Origin of the sequence: Labrenzia sp. THAF187b (genome assembly GCF_009363375.1) — a bacterium.
Lineage (GTDB): Bacteria > Pseudomonadota > Alphaproteobacteria > Rhizobiales > Stappiaceae > Roseibium > Roseibium algicola.
In genome coordinates this window covers 343,572-365,518 of record NZ_CP045345.1, presented here as the reverse complement: position 1 = coordinate 365,518, position 21,947 = coordinate 343,572, and the positions used below count along the sequence as shown (strand labels likewise).

Below are 21,947 nucleotides of genomic sequence, written 5' to 3'. Positions count from 1 at the left end.
ACCTTTACCGCGCACGCCGTTACGTTCGCCACCAATACACCGTTGGATTTTCGGCTTGTTCGTCGCTGAGTTCTGCACTCTGCTCCTTAGCTCTGATCCATGTATTCATCCTCGTCATCAATGTGACGATTGGCAAAATCGAACCAGTTCATGCCGTTTTGCCGCTGGGTCATTACCGGTTGTGCGCCGGGGAAGCTGGGGCTGGGCGTTATGGGGGGAGGCATTCCGATCGGATCTACCACGTCCATTTTCGAATCCAGTGGGTCCGCAATGCGCCAGAACATTTGATCATCGACGGAGCTGTGGGTGTTGTCGATCTGGTAGCGTTTGAGCAGCGAGTTCGTGTCGTTCAAGGTCAGGTCTACCTGGAATCCCGAGGGGCAAAGCCCGCGGGTGTGCGACAGAGAACCATTGTAATAAAGATGCACGGTCATCTTCACCAGATTGTCGTGCGCTTCTTGCTGCTGCGCGATCTCATGAACCTCGACTTCCATTCGCCGCCATTCGCCGTTCCGTTGGAATTGCGACCATTGCGGACAGATATTGGCCGGGACATCGGGGCCACCCAACTCCAGAGCGATGATGTGTCCCTTGTCCATGTCGACCTTGCCGCTATTGCGTGGGCTGATCAGTTTGGCCTTCTTGGGAATGCGCTTGGTCGCGCCAATCCGAAAACCCGAAAACGGTTCCGGCGCCGACTTACGGCCCGACGTGGTGTCAAGAGGATAGACATATCCATAGACCGAAGTCTGCCGCTCGTATTGATGATGGGTTCCAGGGCAAATGATTTCAGTCAATACAGTCACCGCACCGTATTCGTCGGGACGTTTTTCTTTTCGATCGTACAAAGTGTTGAAGGTGTAGACAGGCATCCGGCAGGCCCTTTGATAGCTGATCAAGTCATTGGTTGTAAAAATATGTCAATAAACGCGAATGTTGCAGACAGAGAAGATCCGTTCAAGTAACGGATGCAGTTTGATCGTTTTTAGACGGCTTGAACATCCCGTCTGCATTCTTTTGAACGCAGGTTGCTCGGGGCCGGGAGACTGACGGCGGAAAGGTCCAGCCCCCGCTATGACGAACGGCCCCTGGAGCTTTCCACCGCCGATCACTCACGGTCCGTTTCGTTGTTCGTGCCGGGCCCCGTGACGGTGTCAGCCTGATCCGGGACAGGGACTTCTCAGCGCTTAAAACCTGAAGGAAAACTTGAGCGCACCACTGTGGCTTGAATAGTCGTTGCCGAACGCACCTTCGTATTCCGCGGTCAGATCGAAACCGGAGGTGTGGGTAAATTGTGCGCCGGTTGCCACTCGGCCAACGACATCAGCAAGTGCAAGAGAGCCTTCGAAAGTACCGGAACCCACAGGCGCTTCAATGAGTGCGGCCGAGGTGGTCCAGTTGTCCTCGGAGGAAAAGCTTACGCCCCCCCGCACAAAGCCGCGGGCGACCCAGCCCTCCTGGAGCGCAAGACGTGCACCCAGTTCCAGTGCCGGTGTCGCCACGAACGTAGTCTGGCTCTCACTGTCGACCCGGAGGTTATAGATTCCCGCCCCGCGTTCGTCATAGCCGCTGGTGTAGGTGTTGATCACGTCGAGGTCCACGAAGGGACGCACATAACCCTTTTCATTGCCGAAGGTGTAGGCGGCCCGGATGCGGCCGGCCACAGTTGTCACATCCATATCGCCGTTTGCTGTTCCGCTGAAGCTGGGCAGGTCGATCAGGCGAGTTGTGTTGAAGGTGCCATAGCCAGCCGACACCGCGCCCGCCAGCAGCCATCCTTCCCATTGCCGTTTCAATGCCGCTGCGACGAAGCCGGTGTCGCCTTCCACGTTGGACAAGCCGTCATTGCTGTCATACGAGGCGTTCTCGTAGCCTGCGGCAAAACCAACGAACCAATCGGGGCGCACCTCGAATTGAGCTCCGGCGGCCAGACCGTAGACGTTGCCATCATAGCCAGGGCTGCCGCCTTGTGTGACAGCTGCGGCGCCGACTTTGCTCCAGATACAGGCTTCTTCCTCAAGGATTGCCGTGTCCCCGGCAAACACCGGGCAGCTCAAAACTTTACCGAGACGACCCGAGGCCAGTTGAGCCTGTGCTGCGGCGGCTGCCTGCGAGCCTCCAGGTGCAAGAGCGGACAGAGCTTTTGCAAAAGACTGACCGCTGGTATCGCTTTTCGACAAGCGATCCAAATCTGCGAGCAACCCTCCATAAGGACCACTCCCGGCGTCGAAGATCGCATCCAGGTGAGCCCCCATGTTTCGTTGATTTCGGTTGAACACGCTGAACGCACTTTCAAACCGGGTGTCCGCCACAGATACTTTCACGGAGCCGCCTTCAGTGCGGAGACTGTAGTCGACGGCGGCGGTGTCGGCGGCTTCCAACGACCCGTTGAGAGCGCCAACGACATTCACGACTTCGAGCTCAACATTAGGCGCAAGTGTGCCGGCATCCACCGACAGTTGTCCAGAAAACGTCGCATTTCCTTCAATCGAAAACAGGTCACTCCGCGCGCCAGAAAAATCGACGCCAACCTGCAAGATCCCGCTCTCGCTCTGTGTGAAATCGCCCGAGAGCCGTGTGGTGCCTTTATTACCCCGATCGCCGATTGCCACCGTCCCGGAGTTGGTCAACGTACCGGTATAGACAGTTGCGCCCCGAAGCGTGCCACCGGTGTTGTTCTGGATCAGACCTGCCACCGGGTCGCCATCCGCGTGGAGTCTGATGGATCCGTCGATGACACCGCTGTTGTCCACCAGCAGGGTACTCTCTCCAGAGACGCCTTCGTCATCGAGTGTTTCATGTCGAATTGCGTCGCCTCCGGTGCCGGCAAGAACGAGCGCACCTTCGGTCACTTCAACCGTGTTGTCCGTCGTGCCCCCCGATGTGAGGACCGCCGCGCCGTTCGATCCGGTTCCCCCCGTTACGGTTCCGTTTGTCGTAACATTGATGGCCTGCGTGTTCGCATAACCCGCGCTTTGGGCGTAAATGCCGATCGAGCCTTCACCGCCCGCCGATATGGTACCGGACTGGACAACTGTAACGGCTCCGCCGCTGCCGGTGCCGTCGCCACCCGCAGGCGAAGTCGCGCTACTGCCGGCGTAAACACCGTTGCTGTCTCCGGCGAGACCGCCACCGCCACCGACGGACTGCGCCAGAATTCCGAAGGCGCCGTCGCCGGATGTGGTGATGTCCGCATCGACGTCCACATAGATAGTGCCCCCGGTACCATCGCCGTCTCTTACTCCGATTGAGTCGTTGTTGAACGCCCCGCTGATATCACCCATCAAGCCGCCACCACCGCCGATCGACTGTGCGATGACGGCATGCGCTCCGCGCCCTGTGGTGGTAACTGTGGATCCTGAGTCCAGGGTCACCGACACCTCCGCGCCATTGCCGGTCGTGCCATCAGTGCCGTTGAGAGCCAGGCTACTGATACTGCCGCCGTCAGCACTGCCCGATACGCCACCACCACCGCCAATGGATTGAGCCAGGATGCCGTAGGCGCGGTCGCCAACAGTTTTAATGGTTACGCCGGTGTCGATAGTGACCGTGCCGCCATTGCCGCTGCCTCCGCCGTCGCCACCCAAGGACAGCCTCAGACTGTGGCTATCGTCGTTGTCCGACGCTTCGCTGCTGCCGGCGCCACCGGTGCCGCCGCCACCGCCAATGGATTGGGCGAAAAGAGCAAACGCATCATCGCCCTGCGTGCTGGCCGACAGCCAATCGCCACTTACAGATACCGCGCCGCCGTTGCCGGACGCACCTCCGCTACCACCGATACCGCCACCGACGGCAATCTGGGCATCGGCAGAATCGGAACCGTCCGCGCCGTGGCCACCACCACCGCCAATGCTTTGGAGGAGCATGGCGTGTGCGCCATAGCCCATTGTCGCGACCGAAGCAGCCGTGTCTGTGAGGGTTACTGAAACTTCACCGCCGTTTCCGCCTGTGCCGCCCGTACCGCCCACAGCGAGATCGAGAGAGGCGGTGGCTTCGCTGCCGGCGGCGACGGCAGTCCCGGCCGTGCCGCCACCGCCACCAATGGATTGCATCACGATACCATCGGCCCAATCGCCCTTGGTGGTTACGTTGCCACCGAAGGAAAGGACGGCGCCGCCGCCATTCCCGCCTGTGCCGCCTGTGCCGCCGACGGAAGCCGTGAGCGTGTAGCTTGTGTCTTCGTCGCCGCCCTGGAATCCGCCGTCGTTTTCGTCCCCGTCACCATCATCGCCGGCGTCGCTACCGGCCGAGCCACCGATGCCACCAGAACCGCCGATGGATTGAATAACGATACCGTCGGAATCGCCTCCAGTTGTAGAAACCCAACCCAGGGCGGTAACTTCGGCAGTTCCTGCGGTCGTGCTGTTGCCTCCGGTGCTCCCAACGTTGACGGTGACGGAGGCTGAAAGATCCGACGAGTCGTCGTCGTCGTCACCGCCGGTCTCCCCGGAGGCCGACAGACCGATGTTCCCCCCCTGGCTGGTGCCGCCACCGCCAGTGATCGCCTGCGCCACCACCCCATGTGAGTTTGCGCCGTAGGTTGCAACGGTAGACCCTGTGTCCAGCTCGACGGTGGCACTATTGTTGGAACCTGACGTTCCACCTGTGCCTCCAAGACCGATATTCACCGTGGCATTGAAGCCGCCACCGATTTTGTTGCTGCTGGAACTGCCGACACCGCCGTTGCCGCCGCCGCCACTAATGGTTTGTGCAACGATTGCGTTGGCGTGGTCTCCATAGGTTTGGACGCTGGAGCCTGTATCGATGCCGACGATAACCACATCGGAATTCCCGCCGGACCCGCCGGTGCCACCGATACTGGTAGAGACATCGACCGAAATCGTATCGGCATCGCCGATTGTGTCTGCGAGGGAGGAAGAGCCGCCGCCATCGCCGCCACCGCCGCCGATAGATTGTGCCAGGATACCAAACGCCCCGTCACCGCCTGTCGCAATTTCCGAAGGTTCCTTCGTGCCGGTGAGGCCGACGCTGACATAGTCGCCATTGCCACCGACGCCACCAGACCCACCAACTGCGGTGGAAATCGTAACGGCAAAGGAAACATCTTCACCGGTCGGAGCTGCCAGGGTAATGGCATCCGCCGTCGCTGTGCCGCCGGCGCCGCCACCGCCGCCAATGGATTGGGCAATCACGCCGTGAGAGTCGGTTGCGGACGAATTGGCGGCCGTACCATCAGACCCTTGATAGATACCTGTCGCGATAACGGTACCCTCGTCCAGCAGGACATCGGAAGTCCCGCCGTTGCCACCAGCTCCACCGCTGCCGCCAACGGCGGTCTCGATGCTGATCCCGACGCTGCCATCATATCCCGACGCTGATCCCCCGGTACCGCCACCGCCACCAATCGACTGGTTGACGACGGCCGCCGCATTGGCACCAAGTGTTTTTACAAATGTGCGATTTAGTTCGGTTGTCGCGCTGTCGCCGGTTCCACCGACGCCAGAGTTGCCGCCGACTTGCATAGGAAGAAGTGACAAGGCGTTCTTTGCAAGCGCATTGCCTCCATTGCCGCCACCGCCCCCAATAGACTGGTTAAGCAAGCCTGTGGCGTTGTTGCCTCGCGTTTCGACTTTAAAATCATTGAAGGAAAGCCGGGTTTCGCCGCCGTTGCCGCCGGCGCTCCCAGAAGCGCCCACCTGGAGATTGGTGACCGATGCGATGTCCACACCTGTTGCCGAGCCACCGTTGCCACCGCCACCTCCGATGGATTGAGCCATTGCGCCCACGGCAAAGTCGCCAATGGTTAGGATACTCGCCATGCTCGTCGCCGGTGCCTCGGACCTATCGTCACTTGGCGCATTCGAACAACCAGAAGCGGTGTCGTAGAAATTTGTGACACACACGGACCCGCCGTCGCCACCGGCACTGCCAGAGCCGCCAACACCAGCAAGGCCGATGGAACCGATCGAGAGGTCCAACACATTACCGCCGTTACCGCCGCCGCCACCAATGGATTGCGCCGTGATGCCATGCGAGAACTCGCCTGCAGTGCTCAGCGCGCCGCCGACATGATAGACCTCGACTTCGCCTCCGTTACCGCCGGCGGACCCTGAACCACCAACCACGAATATTCCCGCGCTGCCCGCGGCCGAGCCGCCGCCACCGCCGATGGACTGGGCCACGATCGCCACCGACGCATCGCCGCTGGTTGTCACGTTGTTGTTGTTGGTCGCATAAGCACGCGCGCCGTTGGAACCGGCGCCCGCTTGGCCGCCAATCGACAAGGTACCACCATCAACGCCCGCCACGCCGCCACCGCCGCTCAGCGACTGGACGATGATGCCGTTTGAGCCGTAGCCCCTGGTGACAATAACGCCCGTGTTGTTGACAATTGCCTGTTCGGCAGAACCGCCAGCACCGCCGTCACCGCCGAGCCCCAGGAAGAGCCCCGCGCCAATACCGCCTGTCCCGCCAGATCCACCAATGGACTGCGCGATGATGCCCGCTGCATAGTCACCGCTCGTAGTGACTGCGGAGCCGGATGAGAGTTCCACCTGTCCGGCATCACCACCGTTGCCGCCGTTTCCGCCGGACCCTGCCAGCACACCCGTAAAATTATCTCCTGTGCCACCGCCGCCGCCCACGGAATGCAGCGTGATACCAGAGGCAAAGTCACCGGCCGTGGTCACCGACCCCGAAGTGCTATAAAAGCCGACGTAACCGCCATTGCCCCCAAGTCCGCCGGTCCCGGCATTGCCTCCGCCAAGCGCGCCGATGGATTGGCCCATGACACCGTAGGCCTCATCGCCGGAAGTCGTGATCGAACCGCCAAGGCTCACCTGGATATCACCGCCGGCACCACCTTTCCCACCGGTCGAATCCGTATCGCCATCGCCGTCACCACCTGCGCCGCCTTCGGAGCGAGCGATCAACCCCGATATGCCGTCACCATCGGTCACGATCGTGCCGGAGGGATTGGCGGTGACGGTGCCAGCCGAACCGCCAGCACCGCCTGTGGCCTTGTTGGATGACTCGCCTCCAGCTCCGCCAATCGATATGCCAAGCAATGCAGCAGACTCGCCCTGGATCGGATTTGCTGTGGCCGAAGTATCTACGCGGACTGAACCGCTGTTGTTGATGGTGACTGCCCCGCCGGACGCCCCCGCACCACCATCGTCGCTATTGTCATTCGACTCCGTTCCACTACCGCCCTCGCTGCGGGCGTAGAGGCCAGCAACGCCACTGGAACCGGTTGCACGCTCGCTATAAAAAACGTTGACTGTACCTTCGTTGGTTATGGTGACGGATCCGCCTTGACCACCAGGACCGTTGTCGTCACCACCGGTCCCTCCCTGGCTCACCGCTTCAATGGCACGGCCCACATTTTCACCGGACACGGGTGCGCCATCGCTGCCGAACGAGATGGTCCCGCTCGCCGAATTCGTCACCGAGACGGTATTCCCGTCACCAGCCTGACCGCCATACTGATCACCGATCACCAGGCTTGAGTTTTGGTCGCCGCCGGCGCCACCGTTGCTGTGCGCGCGTATGCCCCGAAGTTCTGCGTTGACGTCCTGCGTTGCGGATGGGTCGATGATGATGCTGGCATTGTTGGTGATGGTCACGGTGCCGCCGTTAGCACCCGAACCTCCGGTACCATTGTCGTCCGGCGTCGCGCCGCTTCCACCGTTGCTGAGGATCTCGATAGGTGCGATTTCAGTGACCGTGTCTGACTGAGATGCGGTGCCCGTTGCTGTGATGTTGCCATTGTTGATGACCGTGAGTGACGGTCCGGCAACGCCGTTTACTCCATCATCGGTAGTTCCGTTCAAGCCGAAGAAATGAAGATACAGCTCATTGCTGTTTTCCTCATAACTCGCGGCGTCAGTGTTCTGCGAGAGCGTCGCATTGTTTTCGAGTGTCATCGAGACGCCGGACTCAAAACCGTACTGGACGATCGAGACACCGCTTGTGGTGCCTGAGTCCAAGGTGCAGTTCACCGGACCGTTGTTGGGTACGGGATATGTACAATCATTGGCGTGGCCAGGGAGTGCATAAATGAGAGCAAGCACAGATGTTGAAACCAACATTCCTTGCTTGGCTGCACAGGCGCGAACGTTGCTCTTGTTCTTGTCGTTATCGTCAAAACGGCGAGCGGACAGCATGCGGCACATCATTTAAGGGAACTCCGGAAACAAAATTCAGTCGCATAGGCGTGGGTCGGTTATGCGAAGCCTCAATGCGCAATCCATTTCATTTCGGTCGAACACACTGCAAGTTTGGATCGATGAATTGACAAAAACACTCGACGAAACAGCATTTTCAGCATTGCTTGAAAGTACCGTGAGCGCCCTTTGTGTTGACTGCCGCGCAATTACCTCGCATGCTCGCCCGGCGCGAGCGCAGTACGTAAAACTGCGGATCCTCTTTTTCGACCCCACGTGAGAACGAACCGACCGATGCGCGGTGCTCAATTGAAGAACGATCCCTGGGACAACTCGCTGGCGCCTGCAGACGAATATGAATTCGACAACCCTGGAACAGCGCTACTGGAAGTTGGCTTTCCTCTCCTGAAAGCACATACGACCGCGTGGCTCTTCCTCGCTTCGATTGGGTTTCTCGCCCGCGTCGTGCTTTACAACGATACGCTTCTCGCCGCGCAGATGACGCTGACGTTGGACTCTCTCGGTTTCTTGATGACCGCTGGCTTCCATATGACCGCTGTCCGCCTTGGGGTCGTCAGGATAAGCCCTCGTTTCGCGTTCTTTGGCTTTACGTTCTGCGTCGTTGCCGCTGGCGTTCAGATGTTGATCGGCGGAGGGATCCTCGCCTCTTTCGAAAAGACCTTGCCTTGGCGCGATGGCGGCGTTGCCGCGATCCCTGGCGCCTATTATTTCGCAATTTTTGTATGCTGGTTTTCGCTCTACGCCTGGATGATTTCCTGGAGCAAGGCGCGCGCTGCTGAAACCCGCCGTATCCTCGCGGAAACCAATGCAACACGTGCCGAGTTGCATCGTCTGCGTACTCAGCTCGACCCGCATTTTCTTTACAACACGCTGAACACGATTGCGGCGGAGATCCACTATAATCCAGACGGCGCGCTTGAAATGATCCGCAACACCGCGGCTTTCCTGCGCCATAACCTGGAGGAACATCAGCGCCCGGTCTGTTCTCTCGCCGAAGAAATCGATAGTTTGCGCACTTATCTCAGGATCCAGGAAGGCCGGTTCGAAGTGCCATTTCTGATGGGCCTCGATGTCACTCCTTTTGCGGCACAACACCTGTTGCCCCGATGGACCCTCCAGCTACTGGTTGAGAACGCCTTCAAGCACGGCTACACGTCGGACCTGAACCTCCGAGTTTCGGCACACAAGGACGATAAGGGTCTGCTCCTGCAGGTTCGAAACGCAGGTCAACTGATCCCGGGCAAGACCGATACGGGCATTGGCCTCTCAAATTTACAGCGCCGCCTCGACCTGCATTTCCCGAACCGTCACCGATTTCAGTTGCGTCATGATGGAGACGAAGTTGTTGCAGAGCTCACGCTCTCGGGTGAACCATGCTTCGCGTGATTGTCGTTGATGATGAACCGCCGGCGCGGCGTCTTCTGAGCCGCATGTGCAATGCCCATGATGCAGTGGAAGTGGTCGGCACGGGCGCTTCGATGGCGGAAGCCAAGACACTGCTGGAAACGCACGCTCCTGATGCAGCCTTCCTCGACATAAACCTCGGGATGGGTAAACCAGACGGGTTTGCGATACTGCGTGCGGATGAAAATCCGTACGATTTTGTTTTCGTCACAGCGCATGCAGATCATGCGGTACGTGCATTTGACCATGGAGCGGCGGACTATTTGCTGAAACCAGTCGAGCCCGAGCGCCTTGAGCGGGCCATCGATCGCCTTATCGTACGGCAAAGGGAGCGGCGTGCGGTCTCCCCAGGTGCCAGTGACGAACGTATAGCAATCCGTGTCGATGGTGCGACGCAGTTCTTGTTGCTCAATGAAATTGCGATGCTGCAAGCGGAAGGTGATTACACACGGGTTCATCTGACGCGTGGCCGTGTGATCCTTGTGAGCCGGCGATTGGGTCAGTTTGAAGTCGAGATCGAACACCGCGAACTGGTGCGCATCTCCCGTTCGATTATCATAAACAGCAGCACCATTGAGGCCATCAAACACGACGCTGGTGGCAAACAGGCAGTCACATTACGCGGTCAAACCGAACCCGTGATCATCGGTCGAACCGCCGCCCGACGCCTGCGCGCCTGGTCCAAGGGTTAGCCAATTCAGGCGTTGGCGTCCGGTGCCCCTGCGTCCTCCGATTTTGTACGCGTTGCCTTGCGCGCTGGTTAGGTTGTCAAGCCCGTTGCAGATGAACTAAATGTTGGTTGTATGCGCAAACATTTCTACTCTAGGGGCACAGCCAAGTTTCAAGGACATTGCCCCATACGTGGCATTCAATCGGGGATTTGTATGAGGCCAAAGGTACTGAACCAAATATTTTGGGCTTCGGTTTTCTTGTCTTTTTCGTCTGCCAACACAGCGTTTGCGGATCAGCTGCTCGGTAATTGGCAACGAGGAGACCTGATTTTTCAGGAGACGCGCAACTTTGAAGCGGAAATGCTTAAAGCTGCCACTGGCAGCAGATTGACCCATGTTGGAATCCTGCGTGCTTCTGGTGGCGGCCCCATTGTCGTCGAAGCAACGTCGGACGGCGATGTTTACGAATCAGAGTTAGATGTATTCTTGCAACGCGGAGTTGGACATGACTACGAAATATACCGGATCAAGAATTTAACCCCACCCAAAGATTGGTATCACCCGATCGTACTTGCTGCGACAGATTATTTTAACTGGGAGTATGACCTCTATTACAGAAAAGGTGAATCAGAAATCTATAGTAGCGAATTAGTATACCTGAGCGCAAAGAAGATCGGCATTGAACTTGGCGGCTATGAGCGCTTAGGCGATCTGAATGTTGAGAACGAGGCCGCCCGGTCTTTCTTTCTTAATCACTGGAAGGAACATCCTGATTGCAAGGAACTTGGATCAAGTCGTGAGGATTGTTGGTCTCTAATTAAAGACCAGCTCGTCATCACGCCTGCCAGCCTAGCACGCAGCCAACAGCTGGAGCTTGTTGTCTCAACTTTTGCTAAGAACTGAAAAGATTACTGACTGACGCGAAAGACTTGTCAGAATTCTATTCCTTGGCGAAAAATTTCGGCTGGCGTTTTATATCCGAGGCATTTCCTTGGAGTGTTGTTCAACCGATCGATCAGGGGTCGTATCGGTTCCTCAGGAACTGACAAAACATCGCTCCCGAAAAGCAGGCAGCTTAGCGCCTTTGTTGCAGTTCGGGATAGAATGTGCCCCGCTCACAAGCGAGAATCGCGTAATTTTGATTATGGAATATTTTTAGTGTGGGCGACATTTCGGAATGCCGCCCGCACCATTCTGGTCACGATGTCAGTTTGCAGGCGTAACGTTTCTATCCGCTTCGGAATCAATCAGCGCCTCAGGAGCTTTCTCAACCGGTGCATTGTTCAGATCCTCAGCGGTTGCCGGCCTGGTTTCATCCACGCTTTCATCAGCTGGAACGGGGCGATATGCAGCTTCCTCGAAGGGCTCCAGCGCATCCAGCTTTTCTGCGGTCGTTTCAACCACCAGCACCTCGCTATCGTTGCGATCTTCGAACTTCACAAGGCCGTACTCGATCGCGACGTTTTTCTCGCCCAGGCCAAGAAAGCCTCCAACTCCGATCACGATTGCCTGAATCTGACCGTCAGGACCCACAGTGAAGTCGTTGACGTCGCCAATTGCTTCAGACTCTTCACTCGTACCATTGTAGACCGTTCGGCCAAGCAGATCCGTGGCAAGGTGTCCTTCGGCCTTTTTCACCATCTGAACGGGCTCAGGGGTGGCAGGAGTTGCCGGCACGGTAGTCGTAGGTACTTCAGTCGAGCTTTGCGCATACGCACCGCCGACCATGAACAGTCCGATTGCGGACGCAGTGACAAGTTCACGTAGCATTGTAACTCTCCCAGATTGAAGTCGCCGGTATCTGACAGGGATGAGGCGACGATATGGGAGTAACGCCTCGGAAACCGCCGAGTTCCGGCGCATTTCAAGATTGAAACAGAATGTGAATGTACTGCTTTCATTTGCAGCCATAAATTGAATCAGCGATCGGGGGTACAGGGCACCCCAAAGACACATAACTGTGCCAACAGAGGATTTTCTGTGAGACGATCGTCAATCACCGAAGATTTTTCAGCGCCGTGGACATCTTTGAAGACCGACGCAATTCCGGCGGAAAAGGTGCTCGCTAACTTGCCGACAGGCCTGGGTTTGCAGAACAACCGAATGCCTGAAGCCCTCTGAGACACAGACGCCAGGAAGTTGACCAGTTATATTGTAGCAAGGGGATGCCTCGAGCCCGATCCACAAAAGATAGCCACGTTGCAAGTCCGCGAGACGCGGTTCTTATCAACTCGGCGGTTATGAAATCAGTGTATTCCCACAGCAAAAGTGGAACTCATTCCATATGCATATCCATGTTCACATGATCAGCGGAAGAGATATTAATTCAATCAACTCTGATACTTAGAGATATATATTTCGAAACCTAGGTAACTTTCGCAAGGTATCATTGCGTACTGTTGCATTAACCTTTTCGGAATCAAGTTCACTCAGTTTCATCCCGTCAGACCGACAGCAAGCGACCTCAAGCTCTCGATAATAGAACATGCGCACACCGAGTTACCTACTGGCAGTTTCCGTAATCAAGGGCGTAATCACAGGCACTGCGGCAGCGGCCTCCGCAACAGTCACGCCTGTTCACGCTGAGAATATCAAACCTTACGTCTGGTCTTTTTCAAAGCCATCTGAAAGTTCCTACAACATGACGGTAGGCGCTCAGCTTCCTGTTCCGGGCCGGCCTGCATTTGGATCGGATATCAACATGCCAGCAGCTTTGCCCAGGCATGTGCTCAATGCGCCACGCAGCTACGTACCGAGTGGAACGCTATGGACACGACTGCGTTTCGAAGACGACTACAAATTGGCAGGAATGGACGAGACGGACCTGACCTTGCGCTTTGACCCGGACAACGACCTTGCATCGACCAGATTCACTGCAGGAAAGAAAATCAAACTCACAAGGCACGCCAACCTGATCTTGCGAGATTCCTATTCTTTCCAGACGCCCGGTTTCGAGACGAATGACATTGACTGGAATACCACCAAGAGCGTGGAAGTGTCTCTGGGCCCGACCGCGACAGTCTTGGCAGCGGAATTCAACAACTCAAAAGACGACGCCGTGTGGCACTCGAGCGTTTCGTTGCAACAACCCTTGACCAAAGCCTTCACACTTCGGGCAAGCATCAGGGAAATACAGACACAAAATCCCAGTTCGGTTTTCAAGGCTCGGTATTCCCGCACTTGGTAACTGTGCCCTTTGCCACATCGGGAAACTATTCCAATTCCAGGTGCTCCGCTATCAATTGCCCGAGCCAGGTTTCACTCAGGACATCATCGCCGCCTTTCAGAAAAGCGCGCGCCTCCACCGGGTCACGCCCGTCGATCTTGACATCGAACGTCAAGCGCCAACGATCCGTACCGACGACAGGTTGAACGAAAAGATTTATTGGCTCACCCTTGGAAAGCTCCACAACGGCCTCAACCTCGTCCTTCTTCTTCATCCCGTTCAAGGATTTGCCCTGGAATTCGACCACGACTTTCATCTGGTCCTTCGGTCGAGGTTGTCCTGGAATTCCTCCCTGGCCGATACGGGTTGCGAAAACCCGGGCACCGGACTGAGGCAGCGGATGCTGATCACGCCATGTCATCTGGTAGGAAAACGTACATTCGTCACCCGCTTTCGGCAGTTCGTCCGGTAAAAAATAAGCGACTATGTTGTCATAGATCTCGTCGTCCGTGGGGATCTCCACCAGTTGAACCACACCCTTTCCAAAAGGTTCGTCAGGTTCGATCCAGACGGACGGTCGACGATCATAAAACACTCCGTCATCCTGAAAATTCTCAAACTCCCGGTCTCGTTGTGCGAGGCCAAATCCTCTCACATTGTCCGCCCGAAAGGTGGACGTGCGAACCTCGGACGGGTTGTTGAGGGGCCGCCATATCATCTCTCCCGACTGGCTAATCATCGCAAGACCATCGGTATCGTGCACTTCAGGGCGCCAATCCCGGCCTTTCAGGCGATTGGACTCAGAGTACCAGTACATGCTTGTGAGTGGCGCTATTCCCAGTCTTTCCACGGACTTTCGGAAGAATAGGTGGCTTGTCACATCCATGACCTGCCCACTGCCCTCCTCATTTTTCATGTGCATTCGATAGGCGCCGGCGACAGATGGGCTATCAAGAAGTGCATAGACAACCAAACCGTCATCTGTCGATGCGGATGGTTCGAACCAGAATTCCGTAAATCTGGGAAATTCCTCCGGCATCGAAAGTCCGGTGTTAAGGGCAAGTCCGCGCGCCGACTGCCCATACTGGCGAGACTGGCCATCTGTCCTGAAGTAGGATGCACCCAGGAAGGAAACCCAGTCGGTTTTCAAATCTTCCCGCATGACGCGGAACCCGGCAAATCCGAGATTTTCGGGCAACTTTCGCGCCGGACTGTCGTGCGGCATGTCGAAATAGTCAGGTGAATAGAGAATTTCTCGGGAAACGCCATCAGCGACTTCGTTCAGCTTGACCGGTTGCTTGAAGAAGCGGCCCAGGTGAAAAAACTGAATTGGGACGCCTGGTACCAGCTCCAGGGTGGCCGACTTGCGAAAGCTGATCTTCCAATGCGCGTCGTAGTCAATTTCCTCCAGAAGATCTTCAGATCGCACTTTTTGCGCTTCATACGGTCTTGTCCCGAGTTCCCGAGCCTTCGCGATCACCGTCGCAAAACTGAATTCTTCAGGGTCTCCCCGGTGGTTCTTCAGTTCACTGGATTTCGCGTAAGCGCCTTGGACAAATGCCATGAAAAAAAGTGCAATGAAAACAGATCTGCTCATGAAGTTTCCAGTCGGTCTTGCTTCGTTGTCGTTGAAAGACGAACGAACGGACAATTTAGTTCATGGTGCAAAACACCGGGCTTCCAGGTGGGGAACAGGATCGCAGGAATGAGGCGTCGTTTTGACAAAAGTCAGCCATGCGTAAGGCAAGTTTATGAAGGCTCGAATCCAGCGCCGCCTACGTGCCCTGCAGCGATTACCCGTGTTCGTGCAGGATCAGCACTCCCGGGAAGACCACAAAGTTTCAAGATCCCTTCATTTTGGCGCCCCCTGCCCGGAAGCAGTACTCGCACAAGAGGATCCCGCTCCCCGCGGCGCCCGATCAGCGCGCAGCGAGGCCGAACAGGGATTTTGCCAGCGCAAGTTTGCCTTCGGTCGCCCGTTCACAACATGCCCGGAAGTAACCGCCCGGCGAGCTGATTTTTTCCGGATCCCGCAAGGCCTTTTCGGCCACCATCGCAAGAATCGCCGCAGCAACATGCCGCCCCAGCCTTCCGCAGGCTTCGGTAAAGCCTTTTTCACTTAATCCGATACCGATCCTCAGCACGTCGGTTGCGGCAATGAGGTCCGGCCAGCTTTTGAGAGATAGCCCAAAATCGCCTTGGATCGACGTACATGCGCTTTCCAGCAAAGAGATCGAAACAGCGTCCAGGGTTTCCGATCGGACAAAATCCGCCTTACCGGAGCCTTTCTGCAGTGTATATCCCCTGTTGGAGCCCCCACCCCGCTCCGCTTGCTCCCTTTCAGGAGCTATTTCGGCGCCGTAGGCGACGTTAGTTTTATTTTTGATTTCATCTGCGTGAGCAGATGTCCGGTTATTTGAACAAGAGTCTGGTGAGTTTGTATTAAATATAGGGGTGACATTGATGTCATCTTCGCATGACGAATCCCCATTTTTATGTGCAGTTGACTGCGTATTGGAGGCCTCCTTCAGAGCTTCCATCACCAGGTCGTAAAGGTCCAGCAACGCCTGAGCTTTTGCCTGAACATCAGTCTCCGCGTCCAGAATAGCTGCCATCTGATCCAGGAAGTCTGTCAGGTCGACGTCTTTCGTTGCATCGACGATGTCGACAATCGCCCTGGAGATCCTCATGACCGTCCGTTTGGCTTCCCGGACGGCATTGAGATGAGCCTGCCATTCGTCGGCCTGGCGCTTGATTTCGCGGTATCGCACTCTTGCCGGCGTGAAATCGAGACCATAGGCAAAGGTAATGTCGCCACTGTCGTTGCGGTGCACCCACCTGCGGCCGGTCGAACTGTCCCTGTAGGCAAGAATACGGGCCTCGACCAGCTGCTTGATGGCGCGAATGACCGTTCGTTCACTCTTGCCGACATATGAGGCAAGCTTCTCATTGGAGATGGCAACAACGGGCCTGTTGTCCCCTTTCCAGTCGTCCGGCTTTGACAGGCCAAGCAGGATGTCCAGGACATGATAGGCTGTCGACGTGAGACCGATCGGCTGGGCCGCACGTTTCAAGGCAATAGCGACTTCGGATTTTCCAATATCGGGAATGTCGTTCGACATTGCCAGACGCTGGGACGCAAGTATCCCCGGCGTCACCTTCCGGAAGGAAGAGACGTTCGAAACAGCAGGCATGACAACCTCCGTTCACCGACACGAGCCAACGTGCGGCGTTATGCGTTTCAGGAGGTTCAACTTCGGGAAATCGGCAGAAATCCACCGTTCACACAAGATGGATCTTGCGCGTGATTCGGAATTCGCCTAAAACAGGGAAGTGTTGAGGTTCCTGTTTGGACGTTCCAAGTTGAACCGTGATTAAAGAGACTGAACGGTTGCCGCCGTTTCGGTCTCTTTTCATTTGGTCTCTATTTCTCTCGCACCGTCTCCTTCTTCACGGGGCCTGGCCGAAATCCGGCCTCTTGCCGATATGGCCCGGGACTACATTTGAAAACCTGCCCCGGATCATTGTGCGCCCGGCATTCCCTTTTGAGGTATGCCACGACCATCCTCAGCCCTTCGTACGTCCCGTTTCCTGCCGTTGGCGCAGATAATCGCGATAGACGTCCGGAAGGTTCTCCTCCAGCCAGTGACTGAATTCAGCTTCGGATTTCGGTATCGAGAACACGGTTGCCGCCGATGTTCTCTTCAGTTTTGCCAGTACCGTTCCGTTCGATGTGATTTCTGCTGCTGCCAGTGTTGCCGGTGCAGCCTTCTTTTGTTTGCCTCTTGCTGCCTGCGTTACCATGGACATTCTGTCCTGCGCAGCAGCCAGCCTGAAATCCTCACCGTCTATGACGGATCGAACGCGCTGTTCGGCGGCAGGGTCTTCAAACAGCTTCGCCAGTTCCATCCACGCTGGCCGGCCAACATTCCTGGCACGGCCAATCGCGCGAATGATATCGTGCGGGATGCTGTCGGCGATCTTCCGCATATTGGAAATGACCGTTTGAACCTGGCCGAGCACCGGCTGCATCTCGCGCTGCTTGAGCCCTGCTTCGCGCAGCTGCACAGCCCACAGGACCATCTCCGCGAAGGTCAGGTTTTCGCGGACGCCGTTTTCAAGCGACTGTTCCTTGATCAGCTCGGCATCGCTAAGCTTGCGAACGTACGCCTTGACCTTGAACGTCTCCGGTTTGCCGGCTTCCGCCATCAATGTCTGAATGGCAAACAACCTGCGGTGTCCATAGGCCAGCTGATAGCGGTCCCGTTCCGTGGGGTGCGGGCGCACCAGAACGGGGATCCTCTGCCCCTCATCCTGGATCGAAAGCTTGAGTTCTTCGAGAGCCTCCTGCGCTTCGAGGTCTGTTTCGAAGCGATCGGAAAACGGGCTTGGGTCGATTTTCGACGGATCAAGGGCAACGATGCTGTCCTCGCGCATATGCGACAAGGCGCGCCCCATGGAATTCACGACGGGTGCGGTTACCTTCTGGCCCGCAACCGGTTTGGGCGGCTCCTTCTTGTCGGCGGCTGCAGCTGCCGCGTCGGACATCATTTTGACGATCGACTTTTTCATCGTCAAACCTCCCTGCCCCATACACTCTTGATCAGATCGAGAATTTCGGCGTTGACGCGGTCTGCGCTTTCCAGCGCCCGCTTCAGGGTTTCCCGGCCGACTTCACCGGATTCGATTTCGTAGAGACTTTTCTTGGCAACGCCGGCAGATGCGATGGCGGTCGATTCAATCGCCTCGGCGACAAGGACGTCGGTCCCGAACAAGTCCCGCATCGTGCCCGACATGATCTTCTGCGGCCCGTCGTTGGGGTTGACCCTGGTCAGCAGGAACTTCGTGAAGTCATGTTCAAAAACCGCACCGCCTTCGGACAACGTATGGGTCACATCCGAAATCATCTTCAGGAACTGGGAGCATGACGAGACGTCGAGCATGGCCGGGTGAACGGTGATGATCAGGCCCGTTGCCGCATAGAGAGCCGCCATAGTCGTGTAGCCGAGCGAAGGTGGCGTATCGAGGACAACGACGTCATAGTGCTCTTCAACCGACTGGATCACGGCATCGAGGCGCTGGAAGAACAGGCCAAGCTCGTCGGTCGTCCTTTCGGCAAGCGCGGTCGGCGTATCGTATTCGAAATCCATCAGGCGCAGGTTGCCGCAGGCAAGGTGAATGCCCGGGAAGTAGGTCTCACGTATGACCTCGGAGAACGGCACGCGGTAATTGTCGTACCGCAAAGCGTCGTAGGTCGTATCGGTCCGTTCGTCATCGTCTTCGCCGGACCGAAGATCACGATCGGGCTGAATGCCGAAGGTCGTGGTCATGGAGGCCTGGGGATCCAGGTCGACACACAGCACGCGGTAGCCCTGGATAGCCAGGTAATGGGCCAGATGAACGGAGGTGGTCGTCTTAGAGCTGCCACCCTTGAAGTTAGCAGCGGCAACGACCTGCAGTTTTTCTCCCGGTCGGCGATGAGGCACGAGGCGATGCGCATCGTCAGGCCTGAGTTCCGCGAGGAATGCCCTCAGTTCCCAAACCTGATCGACTGTATAGATCCGGCGGTTGTTTTCGGCGCGATGCGGCTGCGGGCCCTTGCCTTCCAGCGTCAGGGTGCGAAGCGTGCTTTCCGGCACGCCCAGCAGACGAACCAGATCCGTCGTGGAAAACGTCCGGCCGAAAACCTTGCGGGCTTCCGGCGGGTAGGTCATTTCGCGCATCGTCTGCAAACGGTCCGAAAGCTTCTGCGTGAAACTTTCGATTTTTGCGGTCGTATCGCGTCCACCGGAAAATTGTTCGGTAACGGCCATTAATGCCCTCTGACGGTTTCGTGCCCGATATGAGCGGTAACTCCGTCATGGATGCAGGATTCCAGCAGATGGTGCAAGGAAATTTAAGTTAACGAAACCCTAACCCGGCCTGGTTGAACCGGCATTCCAGATGCCTCTACGAAACTTTCCGACCCGACGGGTGTGCCAATCTTTGCGAGTTCCAGAGCATCATTATAGCCGATCCTATTTTTTCCTTATTTATTTCAATTACTTAATTTGCCCTTGAAACCTACCGCGAGGTCTCCGGCGATGGACCGGCCACATATTCAGAACACTGGCTGAAGTTAAACCCACGCAAAATCTTCCTTGAAACTTTTCCGGGTGTTTTGCGGGTTAAAGGCAGATTTTCTGATGTTTCAACAGAATCGGTACGGTCGGAACAGGCGATCAGAGCTCGCTCAAGACTGGCGCAAGGTTCACCACAGAACTGGCAATCCGGAGAAATGAGAGCAGCTCACCAGAGGCAGCTCCTACTTTTTCAACTCTCCATAGAGCCCAAGCAGAGCGCCAGGAAGCCTGGAAAGGTCCGCGAGCTTTCTGACATTCTTGCCGCCAAAAATCCTGCCGGAATAATCGTTGCGGTTGTCGCCGAGCGAGAAACAGAAAACATCGATGCCGGCCATCGCCAATTCGCGCAAGGCGAAACGGGCGTCTTCCAGGAGATAATCCGGATCATCGACGTCAATATCGGACGGCTCGCCGTCAGTCACCACCAGCAATACCTTTCGATATGCCGTCCTTTCGGCGAGCTCACGCCCACCGTGACGCATAACCGGGCCCAGCCGGGTCGAAAAAGCACTTTCCAGACCGGCCAAGCGTTCATACACGCCTTGGTCGACCGGTTGGCCGAAGTCCTTGATCCGCGCATATAGGACCGTCTCCCGAGTGTCCGAGCAAAACCCTGCAAGTGCGCAATTGTCGCCGGTCGTCTCCATCGCCCCGGCCATTATCGCGGCAGACAGGCGTTCAAGATCGAGAATGCTGGCGCCCCCCTCGCCTGCCGGCTCGCCGGTTGAGTGTGACTGGTCGATCAGCAACAGGATGTCCAGGTCCCGTCCCTTGCAACTCTTCCGGCCGAAGATCCTCGGATCGGGGATCTCCCGGTTGCGGCGACTTGCCTGAGCATCGATGCATGCATCCAGATCGAGAAAGTCACCGGTTTCCAGCCGACGCTCCCGCTGGAAGGCATTCACATTGGCACCGGAGATCAGAGAGATGAGAGAACTCTGTATCCTGGTTTCTTGCCTGAGGCTCCGCAACAGACCGGTTGCCGCCTTTCGCGGTGCCTCAGTGACATGAACAGTGCACCAGTCCGGGCGCATGCGGCGGCTGACATGATCGTATTCGGGATAGGTGATCAGCCGGGTTACCGCGTCCTCATCTCGAAGCCGTAGCTTTTCCGCAGCCGCGGCCTCTTCCTCGCGCTTTTCTTCCTCTTCGGGCTCCTGCCTGTCGGCCTCGTCGCGTTCTTGTTGCTCCAGGCGCACACCTTCCGTTTCAACCGCAACATCCATCTCGATCAGGTCCGGTTCCTCGTCGAAGGTCCAGATACCGAGGTTGTCGTCCCTGTAGGCCGGCTGCACCATATAGGTGCGGGCGTCGAACTGCAGCCGCATCTGCCCCAGATCGTTGGCAAGCAGCCCGCCAATTCTTCGGCAGAAGGTCTGGTCGTTGGGGGTCGCGGCAAAGGCTTCCTCGAACAGGCGTTTTCCTTTCTCCACCCAACCGTTGGTATCGCTGTATTCCGGATCTATCAGCGTGCGCGACAACCGTGCCATCAAGGTTATCGCCAGGTCCGCGGAGTTTGCATCCATGGTGTGGAAGCTGCTCCAGAGTGACCTCAGCCCCGGCATCTTTTGCAGAGCGAGCTTTTCGACCCGCGCGTCTTCAAGCAAGGAGATAACGGCGACTTGCAAGGGTTTCAGGGACTTTCGCTCAAACACCTGCCGGGTGAAGGCAATGTGAGCGCCGACATGGGCAAGAGCCGCATGATAAAGCTTCAGGCTGTCCGCGCGGTCAAAACCCGGGAATCCCGACGGCAGACGAATGCCATCCCGCCCGAACCCGGCTCTGCGACGCATTTGCTCCGGAGCTGTGGCCGGGGTTTCGACGATGGGCGGAAGCTGACCCCACAAGGCGGCATGAAACGTCTTCAACCGAAGCTCTTCGTCGTCAAATCGCAAGACTGACGACTGCCGGTCAAGAAAGTGCCGCGCTTCCGGGTCTTCACCAGCGAGAAACAATCGCGCCTTTTCGCGGCTCGTCAGTCTGAGTGCCAACCCCATGCCGACGAATGTCCTGAAGCCGGACAAGCCGATTTCTGCCAGGGATCTGTCAGAGGTCTCAAGCAGTGCCTCAACGGCTTCCGGCAGGTCGCGTCCGGTCCGTTCCAAAAGAGCGCACCACTCCGAAAAAGCAGGAAATGTCTTCAAGTGCTCCGCTGCGCGAGCCGCTGTATGCGGCACCCTTGCAGCGGCGCGCCGGCCGGAACGAATGGCAATCCAGGAAACCAGGCGTCCAAGATCGGCTGCGGCTTCTTCCGAAACCGCCTCCGCAATCATCGGGCCACACGTGCGATAGGCTTGCGTTACGGTTTCGCCGTAACCGGCCTGGGAAATCCGGGACAGGGCCTTTGTCCAGACGGCAGACATTTGCCGTTCACATTCGCGCGTCTCAACGGTGTTCGCCTTTGCCGTGGCAGCCTCGGTCATCGTCACAGCCATGT

12 protein-coding genes are annotated in these 21,947 nt (G+C 57.1%); 4 read left to right on the top strand and 8 right to left on the bottom strand.

Annotated features, from left to right (window positions below; translation table 11 throughout):
- Positions 1–86 precede the first annotated feature (86 nt).
- Both FIV03_RS29510 and FIV03_RS29505 read right to left on the bottom strand, forming a co-directional pair.
- Positions 87–872 carry a DNA/RNA non-specific endonuclease gene (locus FIV03_RS29510; protein ID WP_152512338.1) on the bottom strand — a complete coding sequence of 262 codons (786 nt, stop codon included), beginning with the start codon at positions 870–872 and terminating at the stop codon, positions 87–89.
- A gap of 315 nt (positions 873–1,187) precedes the next feature.
- Entirely contained in the window at positions 1,188–7,886 is a 6,699-nt protein-coding gene (locus tag FIV03_RS29505) for an autotransporter outer membrane beta-barrel domain-containing protein (protein ID WP_152512337.1), read from the bottom strand.
- A gap of 534 nt (positions 7,887–8,420) precedes the next feature.
- On the opposite strand from FIV03_RS29505, the gene FIV03_RS29500 reads away from it, so the two are divergent.
- The 3 genes from FIV03_RS29500 (at position 8,421) to FIV03_RS29490 (ending at position 11,125) form a co-directional block, all read left to right on the top strand.
- Positions 8,421–9,533, top strand: coding sequence for a histidine kinase (locus tag FIV03_RS29500; RefSeq protein ID WP_152512336.1), 1,113 nt, complete (start codon positions 8,421–8,423; stop codon positions 9,531–9,533).
- Entirely contained in the window at positions 9,521–10,243 is a 723-nt protein-coding gene (locus FIV03_RS29495; protein ID WP_152512335.1) for a LytTR family DNA-binding domain-containing protein, read from the top strand. The genes FIV03_RS29500 and FIV03_RS29495 overlap by 13 nt, the downstream gene beginning before the upstream one ends.
- A gap of 192 nt (positions 10,244–10,435) precedes the next feature.
- Positions 10,436–11,125: a YiiX/YebB-like N1pC/P60 family cysteine hydrolase gene (locus tag FIV03_RS29490; protein ID WP_173014010.1), complete on the top strand. Its 690-nt coding sequence runs from the start codon at positions 10,436–10,438 to the stop codon at positions 11,123–11,125.
- A gap of 303 nt (positions 11,126–11,428) precedes the next feature.
- On the opposite strand, the gene FIV03_RS29485 is transcribed toward FIV03_RS29490, so the two are convergent.
- Complete coding sequence (locus tag FIV03_RS29485; protein ID WP_173014633.1) at positions 11,429–11,950, bottom strand: PRC-barrel domain-containing protein; 522 nt, start codon at positions 11,948–11,950, stop codon at positions 11,429–11,431.
- 757 nt (positions 11,951–12,707) lie between these two features.
- On the opposite strand from FIV03_RS29485, the gene FIV03_RS29480 reads away from it, so the two are divergent.
- A complete protein-coding gene (locus FIV03_RS29480; RefSeq protein WP_152512332.1) occupies positions 12,708–13,409 on the top strand; it encodes a hypothetical protein in 702 nt (233 codons plus the stop codon).
- Between the two features lie 25 nt (positions 13,410–13,434).
- Here FIV03_RS29480 and FIV03_RS29475 read toward each other — a convergent pair whose 3' ends face one another.
- From FIV03_RS29475 to FIV03_RS29455, 5 genes are all read right to left on the bottom strand, one after another.
- Positions 13,435–14,985, bottom strand: coding sequence for a glucan biosynthesis protein (locus tag FIV03_RS29475; RefSeq protein ID WP_152512331.1), 1,551 nt, complete (start codon positions 14,983–14,985; stop codon positions 13,435–13,437).
- Between the two features lie 322 nt (positions 14,986–15,307).
- A complete protein-coding gene (repC, locus tag FIV03_RS29470) occupies positions 15,308–16,582 on the bottom strand; it encodes a plasmid replication protein RepC (protein WP_152512330.1) in 1,275 nt (424 codons plus the stop codon).
- A gap of 373 nt (positions 16,583–16,955) precedes the next feature.
- Entirely contained in the window at positions 16,956–17,960 is a 1,005-nt protein-coding gene (gene repB, locus FIV03_RS29465) for a plasmid partitioning protein RepB (RefSeq protein ID WP_152512329.1), read from the bottom strand.
- 2 nt (positions 17,961–17,962) lie between these two features.
- The gene (gene repA / locus FIV03_RS29460; RefSeq protein WP_023001362.1) at positions 17,963–19,201 is read right to left on the bottom strand and encodes a plasmid partitioning protein RepA; all 1,239 of its coding nucleotides are present in this window, start codon (positions 19,199–19,201) and stop codon (positions 17,963–17,965) included.
- Positions 19,202–19,692: 491 nt separating this feature from the next.
- Entirely contained in the window at positions 19,693–21,945 is a 2,253-nt protein-coding gene (locus FIV03_RS29455) for a hypothetical protein (protein ID WP_152512537.1), read from the bottom strand.
- Between the last annotated feature and the right edge of the window lie 2 nt (positions 21,946–21,947).